This window comes from Nonomuraea sp. NPDC049400 (assembly GCF_044466425.1).
Classification (GTDB): Bacteria; Actinomycetota; Actinomycetes; order Streptosporangiales; family Streptosporangiaceae; genus Nonomuraea.
The window spans coordinates 35,071-60,529 of record NZ_JBITMP010000064.1; the positions used below are offsets into that span (position 1 = coordinate 35,071).

General features: G+C 70.1%; 28 protein-coding genes. 9 read left to right on the forward strand and 19 right to left on the reverse strand.

Features of this window, described 5'->3' with window-relative positions; genetic code table 11:
- Window positions 1-124 precede the first annotated feature (124 nt).
- On the reverse strand, window positions 125-691 hold the full coding sequence (locus tag ACIBVN_RS52580) for an NADPH-dependent FMN reductase (RefSeq protein ID WP_397149066.1): 567 nt from the start codon (window positions 689-691) through the stop codon (window positions 125-127).
- A gap of 284 nt (window positions 692-975) precedes the next feature.
- The gene (locus ACIBVN_RS52585) at window positions 976-1,731 is read right to left on the reverse strand and encodes a nitroreductase (protein WP_397149068.1); all 756 of its coding nucleotides are present in this window, start codon (window positions 1,729-1,731) and stop codon (window positions 976-978) included.
- Between the two features lie 249 nt (window positions 1,732-1,980).
- On the opposite strand from ACIBVN_RS52585, the gene ACIBVN_RS52590 reads away from it, so the two are divergent.
- Both ACIBVN_RS52590 and ACIBVN_RS52595 read left to right on the forward strand, forming a co-directional pair.
- Window positions 1,981-2,775: an ArsR/SmtB family transcription factor gene (locus tag ACIBVN_RS52590; RefSeq protein WP_397149070.1), complete on the forward strand. Its 795-nt coding sequence runs from the start codon at window positions 1,981-1,983 to the stop codon at window positions 2,773-2,775.
- Between the two features lie 129 nt (window positions 2,776-2,904).
- A complete protein-coding gene (locus tag ACIBVN_RS52595; RefSeq protein WP_397149072.1) occupies window positions 2,905-3,186 on the forward strand; it encodes a hypothetical protein in 282 nt (93 codons plus the stop codon).
- A gap of 65 nt (window positions 3,187-3,251) precedes the next feature.
- Here ACIBVN_RS52595 and lexA read toward each other — a convergent pair whose 3' ends face one another.
- Genes lexA through ACIBVN_RS52610 form a run of 3 tightly spaced genes read right to left on the reverse strand, consistent with a single transcriptional unit; the run spans window position 3,252 to window position 4,474 of the window.
- On the reverse strand, window positions 3,252-3,920 hold the full coding sequence (gene lexA / locus ACIBVN_RS52600; protein ID WP_397149074.1) for a transcriptional repressor LexA: 669 nt from the start codon (window positions 3,918-3,920) through the stop codon (window positions 3,252-3,254).
- Window position 3,921: 1 nt separating this feature from the next.
- Window positions 3,922-4,050: a hypothetical protein gene (locus tag ACIBVN_RS52605; protein WP_397149076.1), complete on the reverse strand. Its 129-nt coding sequence runs from the start codon at window positions 4,048-4,050 to the stop codon at window positions 3,922-3,924.
- A gap of 34 nt (window positions 4,051-4,084) precedes the next feature.
- On the reverse strand, window positions 4,085-4,474 hold the full coding sequence (locus ACIBVN_RS52610) for a MerR family transcriptional regulator (RefSeq protein WP_397149078.1): 390 nt from the start codon (window positions 4,472-4,474) through the stop codon (window positions 4,085-4,087).
- An 82-nt stretch (window positions 4,475-4,556) separates the two neighbouring features.
- Between ACIBVN_RS52610 and ACIBVN_RS52615 the strand changes: the two genes are divergently transcribed.
- Window positions 4,557-5,456, forward strand: coding sequence for an NAD(P)-dependent oxidoreductase (locus tag ACIBVN_RS52615; protein ID WP_397149080.1), 900 nt, complete (start codon window positions 4,557-4,559; stop codon window positions 5,454-5,456).
- Here ACIBVN_RS52615 and ACIBVN_RS52620 read toward each other — a convergent pair.
- Genes ACIBVN_RS52620 through ACIBVN_RS52635 form a run of 4 tightly spaced genes read right to left on the reverse strand, consistent with a single transcriptional unit; the run spans window position 5,453 to window position 9,080 of the window.
- The gene (locus ACIBVN_RS52620; RefSeq protein WP_397149082.1) at window positions 5,453-6,406 is read right to left on the reverse strand and encodes a hypothetical protein; all 954 of its coding nucleotides are present in this window, start codon (window positions 6,404-6,406) and stop codon (window positions 5,453-5,455) included. The genes ACIBVN_RS52615 and ACIBVN_RS52620 overlap by 4 nt on opposite strands.
- Window positions 6,403-6,894, reverse strand: a complete 492-nt coding sequence (locus ACIBVN_RS52625; RefSeq protein ID WP_397149083.1) for a hypothetical protein — start codon at window positions 6,892-6,894, stop codon at window positions 6,403-6,405. Before ACIBVN_RS52625 ends, ACIBVN_RS52620 begins: the two co-directional genes overlap by 4 nt.
- Before the next feature lie 3 nt (window positions 6,895-6,897).
- Window positions 6,898-8,121 carry a macrolide family glycosyltransferase gene (locus ACIBVN_RS52630; protein WP_397149085.1) on the reverse strand — a complete coding sequence of 408 codons (1,224 nt, stop codon included), beginning with the start codon at window positions 8,119-8,121 and terminating at the stop codon, window positions 6,898-6,900.
- Window positions 8,118-9,080, reverse strand: a complete 963-nt coding sequence (locus tag ACIBVN_RS52635) for a patatin-like phospholipase family protein (RefSeq protein WP_397149087.1) — start codon at window positions 9,078-9,080, stop codon at window positions 8,118-8,120. The genes ACIBVN_RS52630 and ACIBVN_RS52635 overlap by 4 nt, the downstream gene beginning before the upstream one ends.
- Window positions 9,081-9,447: 367 nt before the next feature.
- Between ACIBVN_RS52635 and ACIBVN_RS52640 the strand changes: the two genes are divergently transcribed.
- Window positions 9,448-10,287: a helix-turn-helix transcriptional regulator gene (locus tag ACIBVN_RS52640; RefSeq protein WP_397149089.1), complete on the forward strand. Its 840-nt coding sequence runs from the start codon at window positions 9,448-9,450 to the stop codon at window positions 10,285-10,287.
- 42 nt (window positions 10,288-10,329) lie between these two features.
- Here ACIBVN_RS52640 and ACIBVN_RS52645 read toward each other — a convergent pair whose 3' ends face one another.
- Complete coding sequence (locus tag ACIBVN_RS52645; protein WP_397149091.1) at window positions 10,330-11,196, reverse strand: alpha/beta fold hydrolase; 867 nt, start codon at window positions 11,194-11,196, stop codon at window positions 10,330-10,332.
- 115 nt (window positions 11,197-11,311) lie between these two features.
- Here ACIBVN_RS52645 and ACIBVN_RS52650 point away from each other — a divergent pair, with 115 nt between their 5' ends.
- On the forward strand, window positions 11,312-12,751 hold the full coding sequence (locus tag ACIBVN_RS52650) for a serine hydrolase (protein ID WP_397149093.1): 1,440 nt from the start codon (window positions 11,312-11,314) through the stop codon (window positions 12,749-12,751).
- Window positions 12,752-12,843: 92 nt separating this feature from the next.
- Complete coding sequence (locus ACIBVN_RS52655) at window positions 12,844-13,263, forward strand: NUDIX domain-containing protein (protein ID WP_397149095.1); 420 nt, start codon at window positions 12,844-12,846, stop codon at window positions 13,261-13,263.
- A gap of 11 nt (window positions 13,264-13,274) precedes the next feature.
- Here ACIBVN_RS52655 and ACIBVN_RS52660 read toward each other — a convergent pair whose 3' ends face one another.
- The 5 genes from ACIBVN_RS52660 to polX all read right to left on the reverse strand — a co-directional run bounded on the left by ACIBVN_RS52660 (window position 13,275) and on the right by polX (window position 18,813).
- The gene (locus ACIBVN_RS52660) at window positions 13,275-14,396 is read right to left on the reverse strand and encodes a suppressor of fused domain protein (RefSeq protein ID WP_397149097.1); all 1,122 of its coding nucleotides are present in this window, start codon (window positions 14,394-14,396) and stop codon (window positions 13,275-13,277) included.
- A gap of 75 nt (window positions 14,397-14,471) precedes the next feature.
- Window positions 14,472-15,599: an SGNH/GDSL hydrolase family protein gene (locus tag ACIBVN_RS52665; RefSeq protein ID WP_397149099.1), complete on the reverse strand. Its 1,128-nt coding sequence runs from the start codon at window positions 15,597-15,599 to the stop codon at window positions 14,472-14,474.
- 116 nt (window positions 15,600-15,715) lie between these two features.
- Complete coding sequence (locus ACIBVN_RS52670; RefSeq protein ID WP_397149101.1) at window positions 15,716-16,729, reverse strand: LacI family DNA-binding transcriptional regulator; 1,014 nt, start codon at window positions 16,727-16,729, stop codon at window positions 15,716-15,718.
- 99 nt (window positions 16,730-16,828) lie between these two features.
- A complete protein-coding gene (locus tag ACIBVN_RS52675) occupies window positions 16,829-16,969 on the reverse strand; it encodes a hypothetical protein (RefSeq protein WP_397149103.1) in 141 nt (46 codons plus the stop codon).
- Between the two features lie 98 nt (window positions 16,970-17,067).
- Entirely contained in the window at window positions 17,068-18,813 is a 1,746-nt protein-coding gene (gene polX / locus ACIBVN_RS52680; protein ID WP_397149105.1) for a DNA polymerase/3'-5' exonuclease PolX, read from the reverse strand.
- Between the two features lie 192 nt (window positions 18,814-19,005).
- Between polX and ACIBVN_RS52685 the strand changes: the two genes are divergently transcribed.
- On the forward strand, window positions 19,006-20,193 hold the full coding sequence (locus tag ACIBVN_RS52685; RefSeq protein ID WP_397149107.1) for an SRPBCC family protein: 1,188 nt from the start codon (window positions 19,006-19,008) through the stop codon (window positions 20,191-20,193).
- A 114-nt stretch (window positions 20,194-20,307) separates the two neighbouring features.
- Window positions 20,308-21,285 carry a ribose-phosphate diphosphokinase gene (locus tag ACIBVN_RS52690; protein ID WP_397149109.1) on the forward strand — a complete coding sequence of 326 codons (978 nt, stop codon included), beginning with the start codon at window positions 20,308-20,310 and terminating at the stop codon, window positions 21,283-21,285.
- 24 nt (window positions 21,286-21,309) lie between these two features.
- Here ACIBVN_RS52690 and ACIBVN_RS52695 read toward each other — a convergent pair whose 3' ends face one another.
- Window positions 21,310-21,906: a TetR/AcrR family transcriptional regulator gene (locus ACIBVN_RS52695; RefSeq protein ID WP_397149111.1), complete on the reverse strand. Its 597-nt coding sequence runs from the start codon at window positions 21,904-21,906 to the stop codon at window positions 21,310-21,312.
- A gap of 46 nt (window positions 21,907-21,952) precedes the next feature.
- Between ACIBVN_RS52695 and ACIBVN_RS52700 the strand changes: the two genes are divergently transcribed.
- Window positions 21,953-22,555, forward strand: a complete 603-nt coding sequence (locus ACIBVN_RS52700) for an FAD-dependent monooxygenase (protein ID WP_397149113.1) — start codon at window positions 21,953-21,955, stop codon at window positions 22,553-22,555.
- A gap of 3 nt (window positions 22,556-22,558) precedes the next feature.
- On the opposite strand, the gene ACIBVN_RS52705 is transcribed toward ACIBVN_RS52700, so the two are convergent.
- The 3 genes from ACIBVN_RS52705 to ACIBVN_RS52715 form a co-directional block, all read right to left on the reverse strand.
- A complete protein-coding gene (locus ACIBVN_RS52705) occupies window positions 22,559-23,416 on the reverse strand; it encodes an aldo/keto reductase (RefSeq protein WP_397149115.1) in 858 nt (285 codons plus the stop codon).
- Window positions 23,417-23,488: 72 nt separating this feature from the next.
- A complete protein-coding gene (locus tag ACIBVN_RS52710; RefSeq protein ID WP_397149117.1) occupies window positions 23,489-24,409 on the reverse strand; it encodes an alpha/beta fold hydrolase in 921 nt (306 codons plus the stop codon).
- A gap of 12 nt (window positions 24,410-24,421) precedes the next feature.
- Window positions 24,422-25,279, reverse strand: coding sequence for a TIGR03619 family F420-dependent LLM class oxidoreductase (locus ACIBVN_RS52715; RefSeq protein ID WP_397149119.1), 858 nt, complete (start codon window positions 25,277-25,279; stop codon window positions 24,422-24,424).
- Window positions 25,280-25,459 lie beyond the last annotated feature (180 nt).

The following is a 25,459-nucleotide window of genomic DNA, read 5'->3' on the forward strand; positions in this document are numbered from 1 at the left end:
GTGGCTGACGCAGCCCTGGTCGCCGCCGGCCACTGCCTGCGCAGGCTCAGCAGCACCTGCTCCGGTGCGCCGGCCAGGGGATACATATAAGGCGCCGGCGGCGATGACGAAGGCTCAGTGTGGTCTACAGGTCCGGGATGTCGTGGTGGTGGCGCCGGATGTGCGCCGTGAAGGCCCGCATGTATCCGGTCAGAAATCCGGCGACGGACGGCACCTGGATCTCTCCCTCGTCGTCAATCAGTTCCTTGTTGAACTGGATGTAGGCCTCGGGCTGGCCCAGCACCGGGGAGTTGGTGAAGGACAGGATGGTCTTGAGGTGCTGCTGCGCGATCGCGGTGGAGATGGGGCCGGGCGAGGCTCCGATGATCGCGGACGGCTTGCCGTTCAGCACGTTGGATCCATAGGGCCGGGTCGCCCAGTCGATGGCGTTCTTCAGCGCGCCCGGGATGGACCGGTTGTACTCCGGGGTGACGAACAGGAGGGCGTCGGAGGCTTTGATCGCGTCCTTGAACTCCTGCGCCACGGCGGGGTAGCTCGAGTCGTGGTCGTAGCTGTACAGGGGCAGCTCGCCGATGGGGATCTCCGTGAGGCGGAGTTCCGGCGGCGCGAGACGGCACAAAGCCAGAGCGAGCGTCCTGTTGATCGATTTCTGGGACAGGCTCCCGACGATGTAACCAACGGTGTAAGTCACTGCTTTTCCTCTCAAGGCATGAACGTGCCGCCGTCGCCATTGACGGTCTGGCTGGTGATGAAGTCCGCGTGGGACGAGGTGAGAGAAGACCGTGCCGACGAGGTCTTCAGTGGCTGGTCGAGCCCCAGGGCGCGGGCGTCGCGCTGCGCTTGCAGCCGCGCCGCGGGGACGCCTTGCGCGCCTGTTCGGTGACGGTGAGCCGGGTGATCACGTCCGCGTGATGTTGCAGCCACCCAGTTCACGGTCGAGCGAACGGGTGGACCCGGCGAGGCCGGTGCCGGGCCTCAGGAGTGATCCCAGCGAACGGCTGCCCCGGCATGTGGGCCGCGGTTGACGACGAATCGTCCGGTGTTCATGGTTCTTCTCCAGCGGGCTAATCCCTCGACGAACGTGACCGTCTCGTGGAGCGGCGCCCGACCCGTACGGGCATAACCCACCGTGACGTCCTCGAACCCGATCGACATGCCACAGAACAGGATCAGCCCATCCGGGGGCGACAGGACCTCCGCCACGGTCTCGTGATACTTCGCCCATGCCATCTGCGGGCAACTGTGCAGCCCTTCGGCGCGCAGCAGCAGCATGACGGTCTGCAGATACATGCCGACATCGGCCCATTGCGGCAGACCCATGTCACGGTCGATGTAGCAGAACAGGGCGGCGGGCGCGCCGAAACACTGCCAGTTGTCGGCAGCCGCCCGCTGACGCGCCTCCAAGTCCTCGCGCGCGATACCCAGCGCGCCGTAACGCTCCTTGCCGAAGGCGGACCGGCGGTCACAGTACGGGGACTTCAACGCGGGCGGATACATCTCGTACTCCCGCTCGTCCCATGGGTCGCCCACCGCCACACGGTCACCGACGCGCTTCTTGAGCTCGGCCAGCGGCCCACCGGTCAGCACGTAGGCGTGCCACGGCTGAAGGTTCGATCCGGACGGCGCCCAAGCCGCGGCGGACAGCACGCGCTCCAGCACCTCTCGCGGGACAGGCCGGTCGGTGAACCCCCGCACCGCTCGTCGGCTCGTGACCGCCTCATACACGTCCACGATCGCCTACCCCCCACCAGCTTCGACGTGGCCTAATTCCGTTACATTCACAACGGTATCACACACGATGGTATCAATCAATACAATCTGACGCCATGTGCGCCCCGCGAGCTGACGGTTCGGGACGATCAGCTTCCGCATCCGCCCATCGTGGCCGCGCGCCTTGACAGGCAGCCATCCGGCTGCCTAACTTAAAGGCAGCCGGATGGCTGCATATCGACAGGCGGCGACCTGAGTACGAGGGCGGAGATGGACGAGGTGTTCAAGGCACTGGCCGATCCGAGCCGGCGCGCGCTGCTCGACTCGCTCAACGCCCGCAACGGGCAGACGCTGCGCGAGCTGTGCGCCGGACTCGACATGGCCAGGCAGTCCGTCAGCAAGCACCTCGCGGTGTTGGAGGAGGCCGGGCTCGTCACCACCGTGCGGCGGGGGCGGGAGAAGCTGCACTACCTCAACGCCGCGCCCGTGCACGAGATCGCCCACCGGTGGATCAGCCGCTACGACCGGGCCAGGGTCCAAGCCCTGGCAGACCTGAAACTCGCCCTGGAGGAGACCCCGATGGACGCGCCGACCTTCGTCTACACCACCTACATCCGCACCACCCCGCAGAAGCTCTGGCAGGCGCTGACCGAGCCCGCCTTCACCCGCCGCTACTGGGCCACGGAGTTCACCACGGACTGGTCCGTCGGCTCGCCGATGACCTGGGACAACCACGGCGTGCTGATCAGCGACCCGGAGCAGGTCGTGCTGGAGGCCGAACCCTACAGTCGGCTCTCCTACACCTGGCACGCCATCACCCCGGAGCTCGCCAAGCGCTTCGGCTGGGACGAGGAGTTGCTCGCCCGGCTGTCCGGCGAGGCCCGCTCGAAGGTCACCTTCACGATTGAGGAGGCCGCCGCGCAGGTCGTGAAGCTCACCGTCGTGCACGACGGCTTCGAGCCCGGATCGAGCCTGGCCGAGATGGTCAGCCATGGCTGGCCGAACGTGGTGGCGAGCCTGAAGTCGCTGCTGGAGACCGGCGAACCGCTGCCGGAGGATGCGTGACCTGCCCGATCAGGGCTCGACGACGTCGCGAGGTGCCGCCGGGCCGGCCCGCCTGGGCGACCGCCCTGAGGAAGGCGAGCGGCCCCGAAGAGCACCGCGGTCGCGCCGAGCGCCATCCAGGCCCAATGCTTGGCTGCGGATGCGCAGAGCGGCGCGGCATCCGGCTGGACGCCGGTCGGCACCGTGGACCCCCAGCACGTCACCTCGGCCGACACCCAGCTCGTGCTGCCGTACGTACGAGTGCCCGACGGCAACCCGCACACCTACCGGCTGCGCTTCCACCTCGACACCACCAACGCCACCAGCAGCGTCGACCTGACTGGAACGGCGTGGATGTACTGGTCGCTGAAGAACAGCGGCGGCCACCGATGGGTCTTCATCAAGTGCGAGATCGACGAACAGACCCCGTGAGGCCGCCCGGCCAGTGTCTTCAACAACCGCGTCAGTAGAAGCCGGCGGACTCTCCCTCAGGGTGGTCAAACGGTGCGAAGGACTGAGACCACGATGCCCAGCACCACGGCGCCGTCGCCGTCGATGATGTCGTAGGCGGGGTTGCGTGGTTCGAGATAGACGTGCCCGTTGCGTCGGCGGTACACCTTTACGGTGGCCTCACCGTCGATCATCGCGGCGACGATCTGGCCCGAGTGTGCCTCGGGCTGCTGCCGTACCACGACGATGTCGCCGTCGCAGATCGCGGCGTCGATCATCGAGTCGCCCCGCACGCGCAGGCCGAACACGGTGCCGCGCCCGGTGAGGTCGCGGGGCAGGGTCAGCGCGTCGTCCAGGTACTCGTCGGCCGGGATGGGAGTGCCCGCGGCGATGTCCCCGACCACGGGTACGGTCACCAGGTCGTCGGCCGGTTTCGGCGCCGTGGCTCGCAGGAACAGGCGCACGTCGAGCGGCCGGGTCATCGTCGCGCCCCTGCGGAGGAACCCCTTGTCCTCCAGGCTCTTCAGGTGTTTCGACACCGACGAGGACGACCGCAGCCCGACCGCGTGGCCGATCTCGCGTGTGCTCGGAGGATAGCCGTGCCTGACCACCCAGTCCCGGATCACGGCCAAGATCTGCTGCTGGCGCTGAGGAAGGGCCGAGAAGTCCAGGTACTCGAACATGTCATGATCGTCGTAGGTGGTCACGTGCGACATGCTAAGGCCGGCGCGGGGTGCGGGTGCGGAAGTCGGAGCTGACATAGGTGTAGGTCGAGGTGGTGCTCGCGTGCTCGTGCCCGGCCTGTTCTTGGACGAAGCGCGGGTCCCAGTGGCAGAACGCGTGCACCGCCTCGGAGCAGGACCGCTGGTCGATGGGTCGGCTATGGGGTGGAGTCGCAGGGCGGGTAGTCCTCCGCGGCGCGCTGCTCGGTGACTTTGATGTAGTCGGCGAGAGCCTGGCGGGAACGGACGAGAGTGTCGATGTGCTCGTCCATCCCGCGCAGGCGTTCGCGTAGGGCGTCCAGGAGTTCGGGGCACGGCTCCAGGTCGGGGGCCGGGCCGGTGACGCAGGGAAGCATGTAGGCGATGTCGTCGGTCGACAGTCCGGCGGCGAGCAGTTTCCTGATCTGGGCCACGGTCAGGACGGCGTCGTCGGTGTACTCGCGGTAGCCGCCGGGGCTTCGGCGCGGCTCCAGGAGGCCCTGGGCCTCGTAGTAGCGCAGCTGATGTGTGCGGACTCCGGTGCGCCGGCTCAGTTCTCCGATCAGCATGCTCGCTTCCCCTTGACCTTCATGCCGGTGTGAACGTTGAGGATTCTCCCATGTCTGCCAACTCATTCAGAGGGAGCGAATCATGCAGAACCGTGAGGAGAGCCGTACGCCGGTGACGGTCATCGGACTGGGCCTGATGGGTCAGGCGCTGGCCGGGGCGTTCTTACATGACGGGCACCCCACGACCGTGTGGAACCGTACGGCGGCGAGGGCCGAGCAGCTCGTCGCCCAAGGCGCGAGCCTCGCCGGCTCGCCCGGCGAGGCCGTCGCGGCCAGCCCGCTTGTGGTCGTGTGCGTCACGGACTACGACGCCGTGCACGAGCTGCTCGAACCGCTGGGCGACGTTCTTGACGGACGGGTGCTGGTGAACCTGACCTCGGGCACGTCCCAGGAGGCGCGTGACACCGCCGCGTGGGCGTCGCGACGCGGCGCCGCCTACCTCGGCGGCGCGATCATGGCCATGCCCCAGGCGATCGGCACGGAGGAGGCGCTCATCCTCTACAGCGGTCCGCGATCGGCCTTCGAACTGCACGAAGCCACCCTGCGGAGCCTCGGCGCAGGAGCGATGTACCTCAGTGCCGACCACGGTCTGCCCTCGCTGTACGCCGGGGCCGGGGTGAGCTTGATGTGGAGCGTTCTGAACGGCTTCCTGTATGGTGCCGCGCTGCTCGACACGGCGGGCGTGGACGCCTCGACGTTCGTCTCGTTCGCCCGGCAGAACCTCGCAACCGTGGGCGACTGGTTGTCCGGGTATGCCCAGCAGATCCAAGACGGCGCGTACCCGGCCCCCGACGCCACGATCGACACCCACCTGGCCGCGATGGACCTCCTCGTCCACGAGAGCGAGACCCTCGGGGTCAACGCCGACCTGCCGAGGTTCTTCAAGGCCCTGGGCGACCGCGCCGTGGCCGAGGGACACGGCGGCGACAGCTACGCGGCCATGATCGGACTGTTCCGCAGGGCCTCGGAGGTGCGGGCCTAACGGCTCGGGAGTCCCTGGTCGGCTCCTCCTGGCGCGGCGGTCGCGGCGCGGTGGGCACGGATGAGCGCGATCACGGTGTCGGCGGTGCGGTCGAGGTGGCTGCGGCCATCGGGCAGCTGCGCCTCCGGGCTGATGTAGCTGTGCCGGCCCATGTGGGTGACCGGGTCGAGCGGGTATGTGGTGATCTTTCCGGCGCGAACGGCCCGGTTCCATCCACTGCGGCCGAACAGCCGCCAGCGCTGCGGGAAGATCCAGGTGCAGACCCGCTCGATCCAGTCGCTGCCGCTGGTGAGCCGATGCAGATGATGGGCGTGGGTGAGATCGTTGGCGCCGTTGTGGAACCCGCCGATGGTGATCAGCAGGAGCGGGGCGCGCAGCTGGGTGCGCAGTTCTTCAACCGCGCCGGTGGCGACCTGGGCGCCGCCGCTGTAGCTGAGCAGCACCACGGGTGTGCCGCTGTCGGGCCGGTAACCGGCCAGGCGCAGCTGGGTGGCGATCTGGGTGCCCACGGCGCGGTTGTACAGGGGACGGTACCGGCGGTCGGCGGCGACGAAGATCTGCATGACGTTGTGCAGGAAGAGCAGGAGCCCGATGCGGTGGCGGACCCACTCCCACACAGGCCGGTTGACGAGCGGGTCGGCCAGCGGGGAGTAGGGCTGCACCTGACCCAGCACCCGCAGTTCCGGCGCTCCGGCGATCAGGGCCTTGACCAGCTGGCCCCCGTCGCGGGTGTCGGTGAAGCGACGTTTCCCGATGCCGTCCAGATAGACCAGGTAGGCGTCCGGAGGACGGTCGGGGTCCGCACCCCGGGCGTAGGGCATGCCCTGTGGAAGCTCGGTGGTGGGAGTACGCCAGCCGGCGGTGTAGGCCATCACCTCGTAACGGGCGAGCAGCGCCTCGGCGAGCAGGACCGGACCGAGCACCAGGACCAGGAGCGGGAACTCGATCATGTGAGCACCTCCTGCGCCCCGGTGACACTGATCTTCACGACCAGACGGCGAACCACCTCGACGGCGACGCCGAGCCCGATGCCGGCGATGGCCACGCAGCTCGCGGCAGGCCACCAGTCCAGCCCCGTCGCCGTGGCGAGCGGGGTGACGAGGCTTGCCCCGACCCCCACGAAGAGCAGCAGGTGCAGCAAGGGGCCGAGCAGCGGGAACGCGAGGACGGCGGCGAGAAGCAGCGGGGCGACCAGGCCAGGTGTCCAGGTCGACGCGGCGACGCCGGACAGCGGAGCGGACAGCACCAGCTCGGCCAGGGTCCATGCGGCCAGTGGCCACAGCGCGAACACAGCGCTTTCGACCACGGCGCCGAACAGCAGGAGCAGGATCGCGACGGGGCGCGGCATGCTGGATCGGCGCGCCACCAGGGGCAGGATCCGCCCGGCGGCCTCGGACAGCCCGGCGAGCAACAGCAGGACGACGACCAAGGGTGACATCGGTCAGCGCCCCTGTGGCGAATCCGCCGGGGCCGTCCGGCTGACCCGCCGGGCCCGGTGCAGGTAGCGCTCGAGTTCGTCGGCGGCGCGCAGATAACCGCCGGCCTCGCGCTGGGCGACCTGCAAGGCGCCCGCCGCGGCACGGAAGCGTGGCTCGATGAGCAGGCGTCCGGCGAGGGCGTTCACGGGTCCGGCGGCGGCGTCCTGCGTACGGATCGACAGGCCGGCGCCGAGCTCGACAACCCGCCGGGCCACGAGCGGCTGATCGGCGCCCTGTGGGACCACCAGCATCGGAACTCCGGCGTACATGGCCTCGTTGACGCTGTTCATCCCACCGTGCGTGACGAACAGCGCGGCACGGGCCAGCACCTCTGGTTGCGGCACGAAGCGGCGGGCGAGCACGTTGCCCGGCAGCGGATCCAGCGTGGCTGGATCGGTCTCTCCGGTGGAGATGACCACGGTGCCGCCCAGCGGTGACAGCGCGGTGGCGAAGTTGCGCAGCAACTGCGGGTCGGCGTTGAACACCGTGCCCAGCGAGGCGTACAGCACCGGGGCTCGCAGGCGATCGGCCGGGAACGACGGGTCGGGTGGCCGGGCGCCGAGGCTCGGGCCGACGAACTGGTACGACTGGTCGAAGGCGTCGACGCCGGGCTGGAACGCGCGCGAGGTGAAGACCAGGTTGAGCGGCTGGCGCACGTTCAGGAAGTCCACCAGTGGCAACCCACGGGTGTTGTAGCGGCGGTACAACCCCCACCGCGACCGCAGGTAGCTCTGGACATTGCCGGGCCGGGTCGCCGCCGCGGCCAGCAGCTCCCACGAGGCGCGGGTGGGACTGGGCGCATGCCGGTTGAACGCGAACGTGGTGAACAACGCAGCCGCCGGCACGTCGAGTTCGCGGGCGGCGAGCGCGCCCCAGGGGCAGGCCGCGCCATGGACGATCAGGTCAGGCCGGACGTCACGCAGGTCGGAAAGCACCGCGGGCAGCAGGCCGACCGCGGTGCGCGCAAGCCCGTCCAGCATCGTGACCGGCGTCGGCGGATCGGGGAGCGGCTGGTCACCCCCGGCGTAGAGGCACACGGTCGCACCGGCGGCCTTGACCTCCGCCGAGAACTCGGGCGAGGTGTGGTACGTGACGGAGTGTCCACGACGGACGAGCTCGGCCACGATCGGCAGCGTCGGATTGGTGTGCCCGTGCATGGGGATGTTGACGAACGCGATGGTGCTCATCGGCCGACCTCCGATGCGGAAGCGGTCTGTGCCAGGTCCAGGCCGGGCGATGGCACGGGAGGATCGCCGGCCCGGTACAGGCCGGGCCCGCTGACGCGCAGCCCGTCGAGAAAGCGGCCCGCCGCGAGGGAAGCCGTATCGATCAGCCGCTGGGAATGGCCGAAATCCCACGGGGCGGGCCAGGTCTCGATACCGGTCGGCACCACGACGGTCGGAATCTGCCGGGACACCTCCTGCAGGTCGCGCTCGATCTGATGGTGCAACAGCAGGAGCCCTGCCCTGGCGGCGACCGCGTCGGCCCGCCGGGGCGGGACGGTCGAGCGCAGCGGCCAGCTCTCCCGCCCGGCCGACAGCACCACCACGCTGGCCGCCCCTGCCTGCAGGGCCGCCCGTACCGGGACAAAGGCGACCACCCCGCCGTCGACGAGCCTCCGGCCCTCCCGATCCACCGGGGGCAGGACCCCCGGGATGGCCGCGCTGGCCAGCAGCGCGGACTCGAGATCTCCGCGGTCGAGCAGCGCCTGAGCGCCGGTGGCCAGATCCATGGCCACCGCGGTGAAGGGGACCTCCAGCTGTTCGATCCGCGACGGCAGCTCCGCCCGAGCGATCAGCCTGCGCAGGCCGCGATCGGCGAAGATGCTGGCCCGCGAGGACAGGCAGCCGAGCGGAAACACCTCACGGCGCCGCACATGGGTCCACACGTGATCCAGCCATGCCGCGGCCTGGCCCGGGCGGGCGGCCGCGATCGCTCCGTTGAGGGCGCCCACCGAGGTTCCGATGATCAGGTCCGGGACGAATCCTCGCTGCTCCAGCGCGTGACCGACGCCGACCTGCGCAGCCCCGACCACTCCCCCGCCCCCTACCGCCACCGCGACGGGACGGGGAAGGGCGCGCAAGCCCACCGGCTTCGGGCCCCCGTCCGGCCGGCTCGAGGAACGCGTCCCTTCGTCGCCCGTCATGGCTTGACGCCGCTCATAGCCAGGACCGCCCGGCGAGCAGCCCTCGCGGAAGCCATTGAAAGCGTGGAAGCCGATCTCCGGCGATACGTAACACTCATGGTCCGCCCTCTCTCACCGCGGCGCTGAATCGGATTCGTTCCTCAGCTAAGACAGGGCGGCCACCAAATCTGTGACACCAGGGGCCGGCCGTCGCGACGATGAGACAGCAGCCGCCTACGGCCCTGCCGCCACGCGGGCGGCGCTCGCCGCGTTCGGGGACCCGGTTGCCGATGTAGACGGTGTGATCTGCGGTGATGTGCCAGTCGTCCGTCTTCCTGGGACTGCCGGTACCAGGCAGGTCCGCGGCGCGGGGTGCACACTGGTGAGCATGGCGAGAACGGAATTCGGGCAGGCGGTGCGCCTCTGGCGCGACCGGGTCTCGCCCGAGGCCGCGGGGCTGCCCGCCGGCGGGCATCGGCGCGCGGCCGGACTGCGTCGTGAGGAGCTGGCCCTGCTGGCCGGGGTCTCCGTCGACTACGTCACCCGCCTCGAGCAGGGCCGATCATCCAACCCCTCAGCGCAGGTCGTCGAAGCCCTGGCCAGGGCGCTGCGGTTGTCGCAAGCCGAGCGCGCGCACCTGTTCCGGCTGGCCGGGCTGGCGCCGCCGGGACCGGAGACGGTGCCCGCGTACATCACCCCGGCCGTCCACCGGATGCTGGACAGGCTGACGGGCACACCCGTCGCGGTCTACGACGCGTGCTGGACGCTGCTCGTGGCCAACCCGCCGTACGCGGCATTGATGGGCGATCCGTCCGGATGGCACGGCAGCCGGCGCAACGGCGTATGGCGGCATTTCCTCGGCCCGGGCAGCCGGGCGCGGCACACGCCGGAGGCCCTGCGGGCCTTCGAGGCCGCGCTGGTCGCCGACCTGCGCGCGGCCGCCGGCCGCTATCCGGCCGACCAGCGGCTCCGGCGGCTGGTCGCGGAGCTGCGGGCGGACAGTGACCGGTTCGCCGAGCTGTGGGACTCCGGCGCCGTCGGCCGTCACGAGTCCGCGCGCAAGACCATCGACCATCCGCATGTGGGTCCTCTGCTGCTGGACTGCGACGTGCTCACCGTGGAAGGCGGCGACCTGCGCATCATGATCTACACGGCCGAGCCCGGCACCGAGGACGCCGACCGCCTCGCGCTGGTCACGGTGCTCGGCACTCAGGCCCTCGTCGGGTAACCGCGACCGCAGCCTTCGGCGACACATGCTCGGCGCCCGCCCCTACTCGGCCAGAATCTGGCGCAGCGTGACGGCGAAGCCGTCCGGGTCGCCCTTCATGCCGAACTCGCCGTCGAGGAAGCCGCCGTGGTGGCTGGGGAAGGTCACGGGCTTGACGCCGAGCCGTTCCGCGACCGCCACACCCGCGCGGTGGGCCATCTCCCCCTCCGACTCGGCACCGACGCCGACGACGATGCGGGTGCGTGCCGCGCGTAGCGCCTCGAGGTCATGCTCGTAGTGCGTACAGGTGATGAGGTTCTGCCTGAACAGCGGGTCGTCACGGGAACCGTCGTCTTCCGCCGGGAACCCGAGATCGGCCGGGTTCGGAAGGGGCAGCTCGGCGATGTCGGCCGGCACCTCGCCCCGCAGGCTGGAGACCGCGATGAATTTCGCCATCGCCGGCCCGAACCCGTCGCGGTCGTACGTCCGGCGGATGTCCGCCACCGCGGCCAGCGCGTGCTCCCGGTCCGGCAGCAGCTGGGCAGCCGGCGGCTCGTGCGCCACGAGCGTACGGACCTGTTCCGGATGCCGGGCCACCAGCGCCAGCCCGTTGACGGCTCCCCCGCTGCTGGCGAAGATGTCCACAGGACCGCCGCCGAGCGCGGTGATCAGCCGGTGCAGGTCGTCGGCGTGCTGCTCGGGCGTCGACTCGGCGGCGCCGTCGGTCCGCTCGCTCCGCCCGATCCCGCGCGGGTCATAGGTGACCACCGTACGATCGCGGACGCGCCCGGCCAGGCCAGCGAACCCGGTGGCGTCCATCGGCGATCCGATCATCAGCAGAATCGGCGCGGCGCTCGCCTCGGCCTCGCGTACGTCGTAGTGGAGAATGGCGCCGGGCACCTCGAGGGTGTGGGTCTTGGGCTCGGTCATGTGGTCGCTCCTTCTCGAGATTCTCGCAATGTAGACCATCGTGAGCGGCGAAACTCATCGGCGATGTTGATCAGTTCGCCGGATTGGCGGCGGCTCGGTGGCTAGAGTGGGCGCGGTGAACCTCTCAAGATCCAGAAATCGACGTCGAGGTCTCGCCGGGCTCGCCGCCGCAGCCGTACTGCTGGGCGGTTTGACCGCGCCGCCTCCAGCGGCCGCGGCGGAGGACGGCTCCGCGAGCGTGCTCGCGCATCACTTACGGCGGGCTCTGGACCAGTTGCAGCTCGAGCAGGTCCTGGACACCAATCCGCCGGCCGGCGCGGCCGAGTTGAACGCCCTGAGGAAGGACAACGTCGACAAGGAGGCGAGGAAGCCTCCGAAGAAGGCAGACCTGCTCGCGGCCGTCGCTGCGGCCGAGCCGATCTCGCAGCAGCCGCAGATCGACCTGACCGTCATCGAGCTGAACCGGGCCGGCCGCCCCGTCTCCTCGGGCACCGTGCTGATGAGCCCGCAGTATCCGGACGGGAAGGTCGTGCCGGTCGACCGCAACCTGCACACCACCGACGTCCGCTGGCGGCAGTGGGACGACGCCGGCTGGTACGCCAACCGCGGCCAGGGCACCATCGACGTGGTGCCGGGCCGCGAGAAGGCCTCCATCGACTTCATGAGCCCGTACCCCGCGTCGGTGCTGAAACTGATGGTGGCCTTCGGGGTGCTGCGCCTGGTGGACCAGGGCAAGGTCTCGCTCGACGACACCTACGCCTACGAGCCGACGACGATCAGCTCGCTGTGCGGCCCGGCCAGCAGCAACACGGTCCGCAACTACCTCGACGCCTCACTCACCTGGTCGTCCAACGCCGCCACCTGTGCCATGGTCAAGCTGCTGCACGACCGCGGCGCGGTCGACGGCCTCAACCAGACCTTCCAGAACCTGGGCCTGGAGACGCTGCAGCTGAAGAACACCAACCCGGCCAACGGCGCCCGGTGGGGCAACCCCGTCACCATGAGCTCGCTCGACACGGCCAAGCTGCTGATGCTGGTCAACGGCGGCGTGGGCACCCTGTGGACGGCTCCCGGCGGCACCGGCGTCACCGCCGCCGTCCTCAGCGACGCCTCCCGCACGTTCTTCAAGAGCAAGCTCGGTGACCAGGGCATGAACGTCACCCTGTCGACCACCAACTGGTGTGGCGCCGCCTACCCCGCCCCGGGCATCCCGCAGCTCACGCCCTCGCGGTGGATCGGCGCCGACGGCACCGTGACCGTCCCCGGCCAGAGCATCGCGTACGGCCGGGACGTGCGGCCGTGCAACGACAGGGCCGAGGTGACGTACGCCCACAAGAACGGCTGGGTGAACAACTCCGGCGCTGACGCGGGCATCGTGAAGGCCCTGCCCGGCAAGGGCGGCCGCACCTACGTGGTCGCCATGTTCTCCAACCTCGGTTACCAGTACGTGGACTCCAACCGCCCGCCGACGGGCGCCGAGAACATCTGGTTCACCGAGAAGCTCGCCAAACTGGGCAAGGCGATCGACGACTACGAGAAGCGACGCCATCCCTAGCCCGTGAAACCTCGGCCGAGCCGGGCAGGCGCGCCTCGCCCGGCTCGGCCGAGCCGACACCCTCGCCTGTGCCTTCTGACATACTTCCGGGCGTGGTGGCTGATGATGTCATGCAGGTGGTGGCGGCTGCGATCGTCGAGCAGGAACGGCTGCTCCTGGTGAGCAAGAACGTCGCCCCCGAGGTGTTCTACCTGCCAGGAGGAAAACCCGAAGACGGGGAGTCAGCCGAGCAGACCCTCGTACGTGAGCTGAACGAAGAGCTCGGAGTCTCCCCGTTCGACATGAATCTGCTCGGGCACGTCGATGACGTGGCCGTTCTGGAGGGCGTCCCCATGCGACTGACGGTGTTCGTCGCGCGGATCGACGGCCCGCCGACGCCCGCCGCCGAGCTGGCCACCCTGGGCTGGACCGACGGACGGGATTCCTACATACCTCGTCTCGCGCCGGCGATCCGCAACCAGGTGCTGCCCATGCTGGCCCGCTCAGGAGTGTTCGGCCAGTCGCCGGCCTGACCGGAGAATCCTCAGCGGGTGACGTCGGTGACCGGCACGCCGTAGTGGCCGGTGAGCCGCGCCAGGACCGCGTCGTTGCTGGTCGCCTTGGCCTCGGCGAGCTCCTCGCGGGTGACCCCGACGGCGGTGACGAACTCGACCCTGCCGTTGGGGGCGTCGATCGCGCCGAGCTGCGGGTCGGTGATGAAGGCCAGGGCGTTGAGCCGGCTGCTCTCCGGCCCCAGTTGGCCGCCGACGCCCATCCGGTGGCCGTCGGCGAAGGGATATCCCTCGCCGAAGACGTACTCGCCCAGGTGGCGCAGTGTCTGCAGGGCCCAGGCGGGCGGCATCTCGTCGTCGTCCTCGCGGGGAACTCTCATCGTCAGCTCGAAGCCGAGTCCGCTGGTCCCCGTGTCGAGGTCGAGGTCGCCGTCCAGGTCGCTGAAGCCGTGGGTGACCAGCAACCAGTAGCCGTCCGCGCGGTGGGCGCTCAGCTCCTGAACGCCCTCGCCGATCGCCGTCCCAGTCGCCCAGCACAGCGGCTGCCCATCGGGCAGGAGAGCCTCCAGAGCCGCGACGATCGCCATCCGGCTGCCCTCGCGGATCTCCGGGACACCCGTCTGGAGGAACGCCTCGAACACCCCGCCCCACTGGGTGCCGGGAGCGAGAGCCCGCTCGTCCAGGGACTTCAGCTCCGCGATGAGCTTCTCGGTGTACGGACGGGCCTCCTCGGCGCAGGCCCCGGCCATCTCCGTGCGGCGCAGCTGGATCCGGTAGAGGAACTCCACGAAGGCGTCGAGCGTCGTGTTGATCGTCTCGATGTAGCCGTTGGGCTCGCCGTCCTCGAGGCCGAGGATGAAGACGTTGCCGCTCTCCAGCTCCACGGCATAGCGGATCTGCTGGTCGGTGACCGCCTTGCCGAGGATGAGGAAGCGCGCCGGCCGGTCCTGCGTCTCGGCGTTCAGCATCGTGAAAGCGTCGTACGGGCCGTCCACCCGCATGGTGAAGAAGACGTCGCCGACCACCGGGATCCCGACCGAACACAGCACCTCGACGTCGCCGGGGCGGACGCCGTGGGACTCGACGGCGGCCCGGTCGAGCGTGATGACGCCATCCTCGCCGAAGACCTGGACGAGTTCGGAATGTGTGGCCACGAGATGCCTTCCAGTCGGGGGACCTGGAAGAGCATAGCGATCTTGGGGGCGGAGTTCAGGTTCGCGCGGCGGCGGTCAGGTCGGCCACCAGCGCAGCGGAAGGGTGGCGATGAAGTCGCCGAGCCGGTCGGCTATGAGCCGGTGGTCGTGGGCGGAGGGGTGCCAGTGGCAGCCCCCGTAGTCCAGGCCGGTCTCGGGGTAGTACCAGAAGCGGATCCGGTCGTCGCCCCTGCTGTTGCGCTCCTGGACGATCTGCTGCGCCAGCTCGGCAAAGACCGTGGTGTTGGACATGTGCGTGGCGCTGACCACGATGATCGGGTCGCGGCCGTACTGGCTCCGGAGCTTGTCGAGGAAGGCGTGGTAGGCGGTGCGGTAGGCGGCGACGAGGGTCTCCGGCGTCCACTGCTCCCCTGGGTTGATGGCCGTCGAGAAGTCGTTGATGCCCAGGCCGATCAGCACGAGTTGGGGCCGCCACGTGCCCGGGTTCTGCCACACGTCGCCCTCGACGCTCAGCAGCGCCCGGTCGTAGAACGTGCGGAAGTTGGACTGGGGTTCGCTGCCGTTGTAGTTGCGCACCATGCCGCGGCCGGAGTAGGCGTTGATCTGGTAGTCGGCGTTCAGGCGCCGCGCGGTGATGGCGCCGAAACTGAGGTCCGCGTTCGTGGTCCGGTTGACCTGGTCGCCGGTGCACTCGCGGGTGGTGGACATGTTGCCATAGCCCGCGGTGAAGGAGTCGCCGATGAACTCGATCTGCCGATGCCGCGCGGTGGGCCCGGCCAGGATCGCGCCATGCGGGACGGCGACGAACCCGCCGAACTCGCTGGTCGCCCACGGGCTCTCCGAGCGCTTGACGACCCGGACGCGGTGCACGCCCTTTCTGAGTCCCCTCACCCAATGCGTGGTCTGCCCAGGGGTGACCAGGGTGGTGACGGTCGTACCGTCTATCTGGATGTCGTAGTCGGCGGCGGCGTCGTTGAGCACGATCCCGACTCCGGTGCCACGGAAGTTGCCTTCGAAGTAGACGCCGGGCCAGCTGTATTTGAGGGAGTCGCCGTCGGCCTCTACTCGACCGGCGGTGTGTACGCGGGTCCGGACGCCGGCGTCACGGTCCGAGGAAGTCAGGGGGGCAGCGGCGGCGACACCGGGCGTTGCCACGGCCATCACCAGCGCGGCCAGCACCGCGATCACACGTACAGGGCGCACCGGTCTCTCCTCCCGCCGGCCAGCCGCGCTCTCAGATGTCGAGACAGGCTGTCCTGAAAGGCATCACCATTTGCCGATATGATCGACTACGGCCGCGCATTGCACAAGACAGTCGATCAGGCGGCCAGGGTCGAACCGCGTACGACGAGCTCCGTGGCGAGTTCGATGTGGCGTGACTCGATCTTCTCACCGGCGGCCAGGCGCAGCGCGGTGCGCAGGGCGACGGCGCCCATCTGGCGCAGTGGCTGGCGCACGGTGGTCAGCGGTGGAGAGGTCATGACGGCGAGCTCGGTGTCGTCGAATCCGACGACGCTGAGGTCTTCGGGGATGCGCAGGCCGCGGGCCCGGGCTGCCTGGATCGCGCCGAGGGCGCTCTCTTCCCCGGCGGCGAAGATGGCCGTGGGCGCTGGGTCCAGGTCGAGCAGGGCGGCTCCCTCTTGCAGCCCGTGGGGATAGCAGAAGCCCACATTGCGAATGTATTCGGCAGGCACGGGCACGCCCGCGGCTTCCATGGCGGCGCGGAAGCCGTGCATGCGTGCCTGGTTGATGGCTGTGGTCGCGGGGCCTCCGAGGTAGGCGATGCGGCGGTGGCCGAGGGCCAGCAGATGCTGGGTGGCGGACAGCCCGCCGGCGAAGTTGGTGGCGCCGACGCTGGTCACGGGGGTGTCCGGCAGGTTGAGCGGGTCGATGACGACCACCGGTAAGCGGACCCGGGACAGCACGGCGAGCTGGGCCGAGGTCGGCTCGCTTGTCAGGGTGATCAACGCTCGGCACCCGGCGGCGACCAGGTCGTGAGCCCAGGTGGCGCCGCCGCCGGCCGGGTCTTTCGTGGGGCCGACCACGACCGCCACGCCCGACTCCTCGCCGGCCTCGATCGCGCCCTTGATGATCTCGGTGGAGTAGGCGCACAGCTCGTCCACCCACAGCTGGACCGTGCCGGGCGAGTCCGCGTGCTCCCGGCGTGCCGAGCGCGGGACGTAACCGTGTTCGAGCAGCAGGGACTGCACCAGCGAACGGGTGCCCGGCGCGACGTCGCGACGGCCGTTGAGCACCTTGGACACAGTGGTCACGGACACGCCGGCCGAGGCTGCGACGGTGGCCAGCGTGGTACGCCTGGGGTTGCCCGGCATTCGATCCCTCCCTAACGCCCGCAGTCCACCTTAGAGGCTTGATCAGCCGAGGTAATCTCATTATTTGGCGCACCCCGGTGGCTCCTGCGGGACCGGGACTCAGTCCTCCGGCCGGCCCTCGTCGGCCCGGTGGACGCGGGTCCAGGTGGCGCCGCAGCCGCAGCGATACTGCTCGACCAGGTCACCGTCCTCGGTGACGGCCAGGCCGTCACGCACGCGGACGTGGACGTGATTGCTCATGGGGGCCTTCCTTCACGGATCGGGCGGGGCGCCGTGCGGTGTGAGCCACCGGCCATGGCAGGCGTTTACGCAGCTCAGAGCTTTGGCCCAGGGTACCGTCACCGGCTCAGGCCTGCTCCGGTGAACGCCTGCTCCTTCCGCAGGAAGGCGGTGAGCCGGTCCAGCGGCCAGGTGTTGATCACGTCGTCCGCGGTGAGCCAGCCGCGCTGCGCCGTGCCGATGCCGTAGCGGAGGTTGGCCAGGTGGCCGACCGCGTGGGAGTCACTGTCGACGGCGAACTTCACGCCATGCCGCCGGGCCCGCCGGATGAGCTCGGCGGACAGATCGAGACGGTCGGGGAAGGCGTTGATCTCCATCGCGGTCCCCGAGCGCGCGCATGCCTCGAAGACCTTGTCCCAGTCGGCGTCGATCGGCGGCCGTCGGCCGATCAGCCGGGCGCTGGGATGGCCGATGATGTTGACGCATGGGTGCTCCGCGGCGCGGACCAGCCGCCTTGTCGTCCTGTCCTGGGGCAGGTCGAAGAAGGAGTGCACCGAGGCGACGCACACGTCGAACTCGGCCAGCACGTCGGGCGGCCAGTCCACGTCGCCGTCCGCGTCGATGTTCAGCTCGACGCCGTGCAGCAGCCGGATCCCGCTCGTGCCGTCCAGCTCGCGCACGCGCTCGCGCTGCGCGACGGCTTTGTCCAGGGTCATCTGCTGCATGTAGAGCTTGGGCCCGTGGTCGGTGACGGCGTAGTACGCGTACCCGCGCTCGGCCGCGGCGGCGAGCATCTCCTCCAGCGAGGCGAGGCCGTCGGTGAGCTCGGTGTGGGTGTGCAGGTCGCCCCGCACGTCTTCCTCGGTGACCAGGTCGGGCAGCTCTCCGGCCAGGGCGGCCTCGATCTCCCCGATGTCCTCGCGCAGGGTGGGCGGGATCCACGGCAGGCCGAGCCGCTCGTACACCTCCTCCTCGGTCTTGGAGACGATCAGCTCATCGGTGCGGGCGTCGAACAGGCCGTACTCCGACAGCTTGAGCTTGCGGTGCACGGCGATCTCGCGGGTGCGGATGTTGTGCGCCTTGGCGCCGGTGAAGTACTGCATGGCCGCGCCCCACGCGTCCGGCGGCACCACGCGCAGGTCCACCTGCAGCCCCTGGCTGGTCCTGACCGAGGTCTTCGTGTCGCCGTGCAGGATCACCTCGATCACCTGGGGCAGATCGACGAAGGCGGACATGAGCACCTTCGGCCGGTTGGAGGTGGCCAGGATGTCGATGTCGCCGATGGTGTCCTTCATCCGGCGCAGCGAGCCGGCGTACCCGCAGCGGTGGCAGCCCCCCACCGCCCTGAGCGCCGCCACGATGTCCTCGGCCAGCGGCATGGCCACGCCGAGCTGGACCCGCTCGCCGGCGTCGCGCAGCAGGGCGATGCCGTGCAGCAGGTTCTCCTCCGTCTTGGCGCCGAACCCCGGCAGGCCGTGCAGGGCGCCGGCGTGGATCGCCGACTCCAGGCTCTCCGGGGAGTCCACGCCCAGGCGCTGGTGCAGCACCATCGCCCGCTTGGGCCCCAGCGCGGGGATGCGGGTCAGCGCGCGGACCCCGGCAGGGATGCGGCCGCGCAGCTCCTCGAGCTGCGCAACGGTGCCGGAACGCAGGTATTCGGCCACCTTCTTGGCGATCGACTCCCCCACATTGGTGATCTGCCGCAGCTCGGCGGCGTCGTAGCCGGCGATGTCCGGCACGTGGGCGCCGATGGAGCGGGCCGCCTTCTGGTAAACGCGGATCTTGAAGTCCTCGCCGCCGGTGATCGCCAGCAGGTCGGCGTACTCCTCCAGCATGGCGGCCACGTCGTCGTTGGTGCGTGCCATTTCGCGTCGTCGCCTCCCTCCCGGACTCCGACTCCCCTATCCCGAAATCCCGGCAACTATCGGTTTCTGCCGTAAAAGGGACCGCCGCGAATACCCCTGACAGGGCGGCGCCAAACCCGCTGGTGGAGCTGTTAGCGGCTCATGGCTCGGGGTAGCCGCGCTGGTAGGCGAGGAAGGGAGGTGCGGGAGATCATGCGCACGCGCCGAAGCGACTCTGAAGCACTGGTGGAGACAGGCAGTCCGCGGGCCAGGATCGCGGCCGTGGCCGGCACCGGCGCCGCTGTGGGCGCCGCCGTGGAGTACCTGTTCGACCCCGACCGCGGCCGCAGCCGCCGGGCGAAGGTACGTGACCAGGCCTCGCACGCGACACATCAGCTGACCTACGGTGTCGGCCGGTTGAGCCGTGATCTGCGGAACCGCTCACGTGGCGTCGCCGCGGGGACCCGCTTCCGGCTGGCCGGCCGCTCCGCGGACGACCGCATCCTGTACGAGCGCGTACGGGCGCAGATCGGCCGCTACCTGGCCCATCCGCATGCCGTGGAGGTCAAGGTCGAGGAGGGCGTGGCGCGGCTGAAGGGCGACGTGCTCACCGGCGAGGACCGGCGCGCGGTGCGGGCGGTGCGCCGCATCCCCGGGATCAAGTCCGTCGACGCCGGCTGGAACGTGCACCGCGACCCGTCGGAGGTGCCGCGGTTCCAGGGCACGGCGCGTTCCCGGGCGCCCGTCCCCGAGCTGCTCCAGCAGCACTGGGCTCCGTCGGCCAGGTTCCTGGCCGGTACGGGCGCCGCCGTCCTGTGGATCTTGGCCCGCCGGTTGCCGCGAGCCGTCTCCTGGCCGCTGCGTGGCGCCGGGATCCTGCTCGGCGCGCGCGCCGCCACGAACCTGCCGCTGCGCCGGCTGACGGGCATCAACGCCGGCCGCCGCGCCGTCGACGTCACCCGCGCGGTGTCGATCGCGGCGCCTCCTGAGCAGATCTGGCCACTGGTGGGCGACTACTCCATCTTCGCGAGGATCATGCCGGACGTCCGTGAGGTCCGGCGATCCCCCGACGGCAGGCAGTCGCACTGGGAGATCCGCGGCCCCATGGGCCGGCCGATCCGCTTCGACGCCGTCGAGACCAGACGCCAGGAGGGCAGCCACATCACGTGGAAGTCCGTCGAGGGCCAGCTGATCGCCCACACCGGGGAGGTGCGGCTGGCGCCCGAGCAGGGCGGCAGGACGCGGGTGCAGGTGCAGCTGACCTACAACCCCGTGGCGGGCGCCGCGGGCCACGCGGTCGCGCGGCTGCTGGGCGCCGACCCGGGCACCAGGCTCAAGGAGGATCTGCTGCGGCTGAAGTCGTACATCGAGGAACAGAAACAGCCCGCGATGAGCGGATAGCCAGCGAGGGCACATGTCTCCGGGCGGACGCGCCGGGCACTGGCGGCCCGGCAGGCGTTCCCGCGCAGAGAGGCCGTTCGCCCTCCGCCGCTCCCGGCACTCCAGGGAGAGGCCGTGACAGGGATCAAGCAAGCCGGGGAGAAGAAGCTGATGCTCTTCTCCGGTCGCGCGTACCCCGATCTCGCCCACGAGGTCGCCAGGGAACTGCGGACCGAGATCACCCCGACGACACTGCGCGATTTCGCCAACGGTGAGATCTACGTCCGGTTCGCCGAGTCCGTCCGTGGCTCGGACGCGTTCGTGATCCAGTGCCACGCGAGCCCGATCAACGCCCGGATCATGGAGCACCTCATCATGGTCGACGCGCTCAAGCGCGCCTCCGCACGGCGCATCACTGTGGTGGCGCCGTTCTTCGGGTACGCCCGCCAGGACAAGAAGCACCGCGGCCGCGAGCCGATCTCGGCCCGGCTGATGGCCGATCTGTTCGCCACCGCCGGGGCCGACCGGCTCATGGCGGTGGACCTGCACACGGCGCAGATCCAGGGATTCTTCGACGGCCCCGTCGACCACCTGCACGCGCTGCCCCTGCTCGCCGAGCACGTCACCCGGCACGTGGACACGGAACGGCTGACCGTGGTGGCGCCGGACGCGGGACGGGTGCGCGTGGCGGAGAAATGGACCGACCGGCTCGGCTGCCCGCTGGCGATCATCCACAAGCGGCGGGACGTCGAGCGGCCCAACGAGGTCAGCGTGCACGAGGTCGTGGGCGAGGTCGCCGGGCGCACCTGCGTGATCATCGACGACATGATCGACACCGGCAGCACCGTGGTGCGGGCCGCCGAGGCGCTCACCAGCCGGGGCGCCACCCAGGTCATCGCGGCGGCCACCCATGGCGTGCTCTCCGGCGACGCGGTCGAGCGGCTGGAGAAGGCCGATCTGGCCCAGCTCGTCATCACCAACACGCTGCCGACCCCGGCACGTCTGCCTTCCGGCAAGCTGGTCGTGCTGTCCATCGCGCCACTGCTGGCCCGCGCCATCAGCGAGGTGTTCCTGGAGGGCTCGGTGACCAGCCTGTTCGAGGGAGAGAGCTGACGCGCGACCTCGAGCCATGCGGGGTCAGCCGGCGGGCGACGGGTCCCCGAAGCGGGAGACCAGCGCACGCAGGCCCGCCAGGACCTCCGAGCCGGTCGGGGCGTGCTCAGGATCGTTGAGCCATTGCGCCATCACCCCGAGCAGCAGCGCGAGGTGCACCGAGCCGACGGTACGCACCTCGCGCTCGGCTATGTCCGCCTCGTCCCCGTCCACCAGGTGGGCGGCCATGCCGCGGCGGCCCTCGCGCTGCCCGGCCACGAGCTGCTCACGCAGCTCCGGCGAGTGCTCCGCCTGCACCATGGCCTCCAGGTTGGCCAGCCACAGCGTACGGTGCTCGCCGATCGACCTGATGAGCTGCTCCCAGAGCGCCTCGAAGCGCTCGGCGGGCGCCACGCCCGCCTCGTCCACGGCCGCCATCGCCGCGCCGATCTCCTCGCCCCACTCCCGCATCGCCTCCACCAGCGCCGCGTTGAGCAGCGCCTCGCGCGAGCCGAAGTGGTAGCCGATCGCGGCCATGCTGACCCCGGCCGCCGCCGAGATGTCGCGGACGGTCGTGCGCGCCCACCCCTTCTCCTCCAGGCAGCGCCGCGCTCCGGCCAGCAGGTCCTCACGGTTTCCCATGACCCGCAAGCCTAGCACATACGCGCGAGACGCGCGTCTTGTGCATATGCGCAAATTCGGCGTACGGTGGCGGCTGTTCACCGCCCCCAGCATCCTCGGCCTCGAAGGCACGGGCGTCATGCACAACACCACCGGCCGCAACGCGCTCGCCCTCCCCGCCCGCGGCAACAGCGAGCTACGCGTCGGCCTGTCCTTCGCGGCCGACCACCTCGACTACGACCGGCGCGACCGCCGGCAGCAGGAGGACCTGGTGGCCAAGCACTTCGCCGGGGCGGGCTGGCAGGTGCCCCGGCTGCTGGCGGCCATGCGCGAGGCCGAGGAGTTCTTCTTCGACTCCTCCGGCCAGGTGGTGATGGACTCCTGGTCCACCGGCCGGACAGCGCTGCTGGGCGACGCCGCCCACTGCGCCGCCCCCACCTCCGGCCGCGGCACGTCCCAGGCGCTGATCGGCGCGTACGTGCTGGCCGGCGAGCTGGCCGAAACCCCCGGCCACGCCACCGCCTTCGCCGCGTACGAGCGGCATCTGCGCGGCTACGTCGAGCGCAACCAGCGGCACGGCCGGGCCGCGGCCCGCTGGTTCCTCCAGCCCCCCACCGAGCCTCCGGTGGAGGTGGCCGACGACGTGGTGCCGCTCAAGCACTACGCATGAACCTCACCCGAGGCGGGCCAGCTCCTCCTCGCTGAGTTCCAGACCGACGGCCTGGACCGAGTCGAGGATGGTCTCCGGACGGCTGGCACCGGGGATGGGGATCACCACGGGGCTGCGGGCCAGCTCCCAGGCGAGGCAGACCTGCTGGGGAGACACGCCGCGCGCCTCGGCGATCTCGGTGAAGGCGGCGTTGCGCTGACTGAGCTCCCCGGTACGGCCGATGCCGCCCAGAGGAGACCAGGGCAGGAACGCGAGGCCGAGCTCGGCGCAGACGTCGATCTCGGGCTCGCTGGAGCGGAAGCGCGGGGAGTACTCGTTCTGGACGCTCACCAGGCGGCTGCCGAGGATGTCGTGGGCGAGCCTGATCTGGGCCGGGTCGGCGTTCGAGATGCCGGCCATCTGGATCTTGCCGGCGTCGTGGAGGTCCTTGAGCGCGCCGATGGTCTCCTCGTACGGCACCTGCGGGTCGGGCCGGTGGTGCTGGTAGAGGCCGATGCTGTCCACGCCGAGGGCCTTCAGTGAGCGGTCGCAGGCCTGTTTGAGGTGCGACGGGCGGCCGTCGACGGACCAGCCGCCGCCCGGCGTGCGGGTGTGGCCGCCCTTGGTCGCGACGAGCACGGTGCCCGCGTCCCCGCCCCACAGCGACAGGGCGCGGGCCACCAGGCGCTCGTTGTGACCGACGTCGTCGTGCGAGGGCGTATAGGCGTCAGCCGTGTCGATCAAGGTGATGCCGGCGTCCAGGGCAGCGAGAATCGTCCGGATCGACTGGTCTTCGTCGGGCATGTGCCCGGCCACCGACATGGGCATGGCGCCGAGCCCGATGGCTCCCACCTGGCGGTCTCCGATGGTGCGCGTTCTCATGGCGTTGTGCATGAGAACACCCTGCCCGCTGGAGCGCACTCCAGGTCAACACCGGGCGGCCCCCGACGCGTTTCAGGCGAAGAACCGCGTCAGATGCTTGACGACCGTCTCCGGCTGTTCTTCGGGGATGTAGTGGCCGCTGCCCGGCACTTCGACCACCTCGACGTCGGTCCCCTTGTCCGCGAGCACGTGCCGCAGCAGCAGATAGCCTCCCTCGCCGCCGCCCAGCGCCAGGATCGGCGCGGTCACCGGAGCGTAGCTCTTCTCATCGGCGATGTCCTGGTGGAAGGCCCGGTACCAGGCGTTGCCCGCCCGGATCGCGTCCGGGGTGGAGTAGGCGTGGGCGTAGATCTCCCGGTCGCGGTCGCCGATGGCCGCGGGATCTTCGATCAGGTAGTCGCACATCCAGTCGATCAGGTGGCGTGACCGGCCGGCGAGCAGGCGTTCGGGCAGGCCGGGAACCTGGTTGAACGCGAACCACCACAGGAAACGCCCGGGACCCGCGTGGATGTCGCCGTCGATCTGCTGGCGCCCGGGGCGCGGCAGCAACGAGTAATCGTAGAAGCGGTCGTCGGGGTGAGCGATGTCCAGCAGCGCGATCCGCCGCGTGCTCGCGGGATGGTTGGCCGCGAAGGCGTAGGCGACCATCCCGCCGATGTCGTGCCCGGCGATGTCGACCGCGTCGTGGCCGAGATGGCGCATCAGCGCGTGGATGTCACCCGCCATGGTCTTCTTGTCATAGCCGGAGTCGGGCTTGTCCGAGCCGCCCATCCCCCGCAGGTCCACGGCGATCACCCGATGGCGCTCCGCCAGCGGCGGCATGATCTTGTGAAACATCCACCAGGTCTGCGGCCACCCGCCCAGCAGGACCAGCGGCTCACCCCGACCGCCGATCACATAGTGCAGGCGGATTCCGTTGACGTCGGCGTGGCTGCTGACGAACCCGCCCTCCAGCGAACGCGCCAGCTCTGCGTCAGATGCTGCTTGTGACACGAGATCTCCGAACTACTGGGCGAGGCCGAATTGCCTGGCGAACGCGGACAGTTCCTCGCGTTGCTCGTCCGGTTCGGTGGCGGCGGTGCTGACGACGACGCGGGTGACCCCTTGGGCGGCGAGTTCCTCGACCCGTTCGACGGGCATGTCGATCGAGCCGAAGCGGGTGTACTCCAGCGCGTCCGGGTCGCGGCCGGCCTCGGCGGCGCTGGAGCGGGCGAGCTCCCACTGGAGTGCCCGCTCCTGCGCGTCCAGCGCGCCGCCGGGGAAGTAGCCGTCGCCGCGCCGCCCTGCCCGGCGCGCGGCCGCCCGGCTCGACCCCCCGATGTGCACGGGCAGCTGTGTGACCTGGTGCGGCTTGGGGAAGCTGACCAGGCTCTCGAAGGAGAAGAACTCGCCGGCGAAGCTGACGCCGTCCTCGCCGCCGGCCCACAGCAGGCGCAGCACGTCGATCGCCTCGTCGGCGCGGCGGCCGCGGGTGGCGTAGTCGACCCCCATCGCCCGGGCCTCGCCGGGCAGGGCGCCCAGCCCCGCGGTCAGGAGCCGCATCCTGCCCTTGGACAGCACGTCGATGGTGGCCAGGCGCTTGGCGAGGATCACCGGGTGGTGGTACGGCAGCAGCAGCACGCCGGTGCCGAGCAGGATCCGTTCCGTGGCCGCGGCGACGAAGCTCAGGCAGTCGAGCGGATCGGCGTAGGGCAGGGTGGGCGGCAGCTCGTACGGCCCCACCGCGGCGCCGGGATACAGCACGATGTGCTCGGGCAGGTAGAGCGACTCGAAGCCGCACTCCTCCGCAAGCCGGGCAAAAGCCACGATCTTGTCGGGGTCGACCCCGAAATGAGGCGTGCTGTAACTGACACCGAACTTCATCGCCGGGTTTCCTTCAGGTCGTTCCATGGGGGCGGACCGGATCGTAGAACCTTGACGTTGACGTCAAGGCAACTCCGCCTGCCGCCTCTAGGTAGCTGGTGTAAAGCGGTCGATCCCGGCCGGTTGCATCTCGATCGCGATCTGCTGAGCCGGGCCTGTGATCGAGCTTGGTGGCCCGAT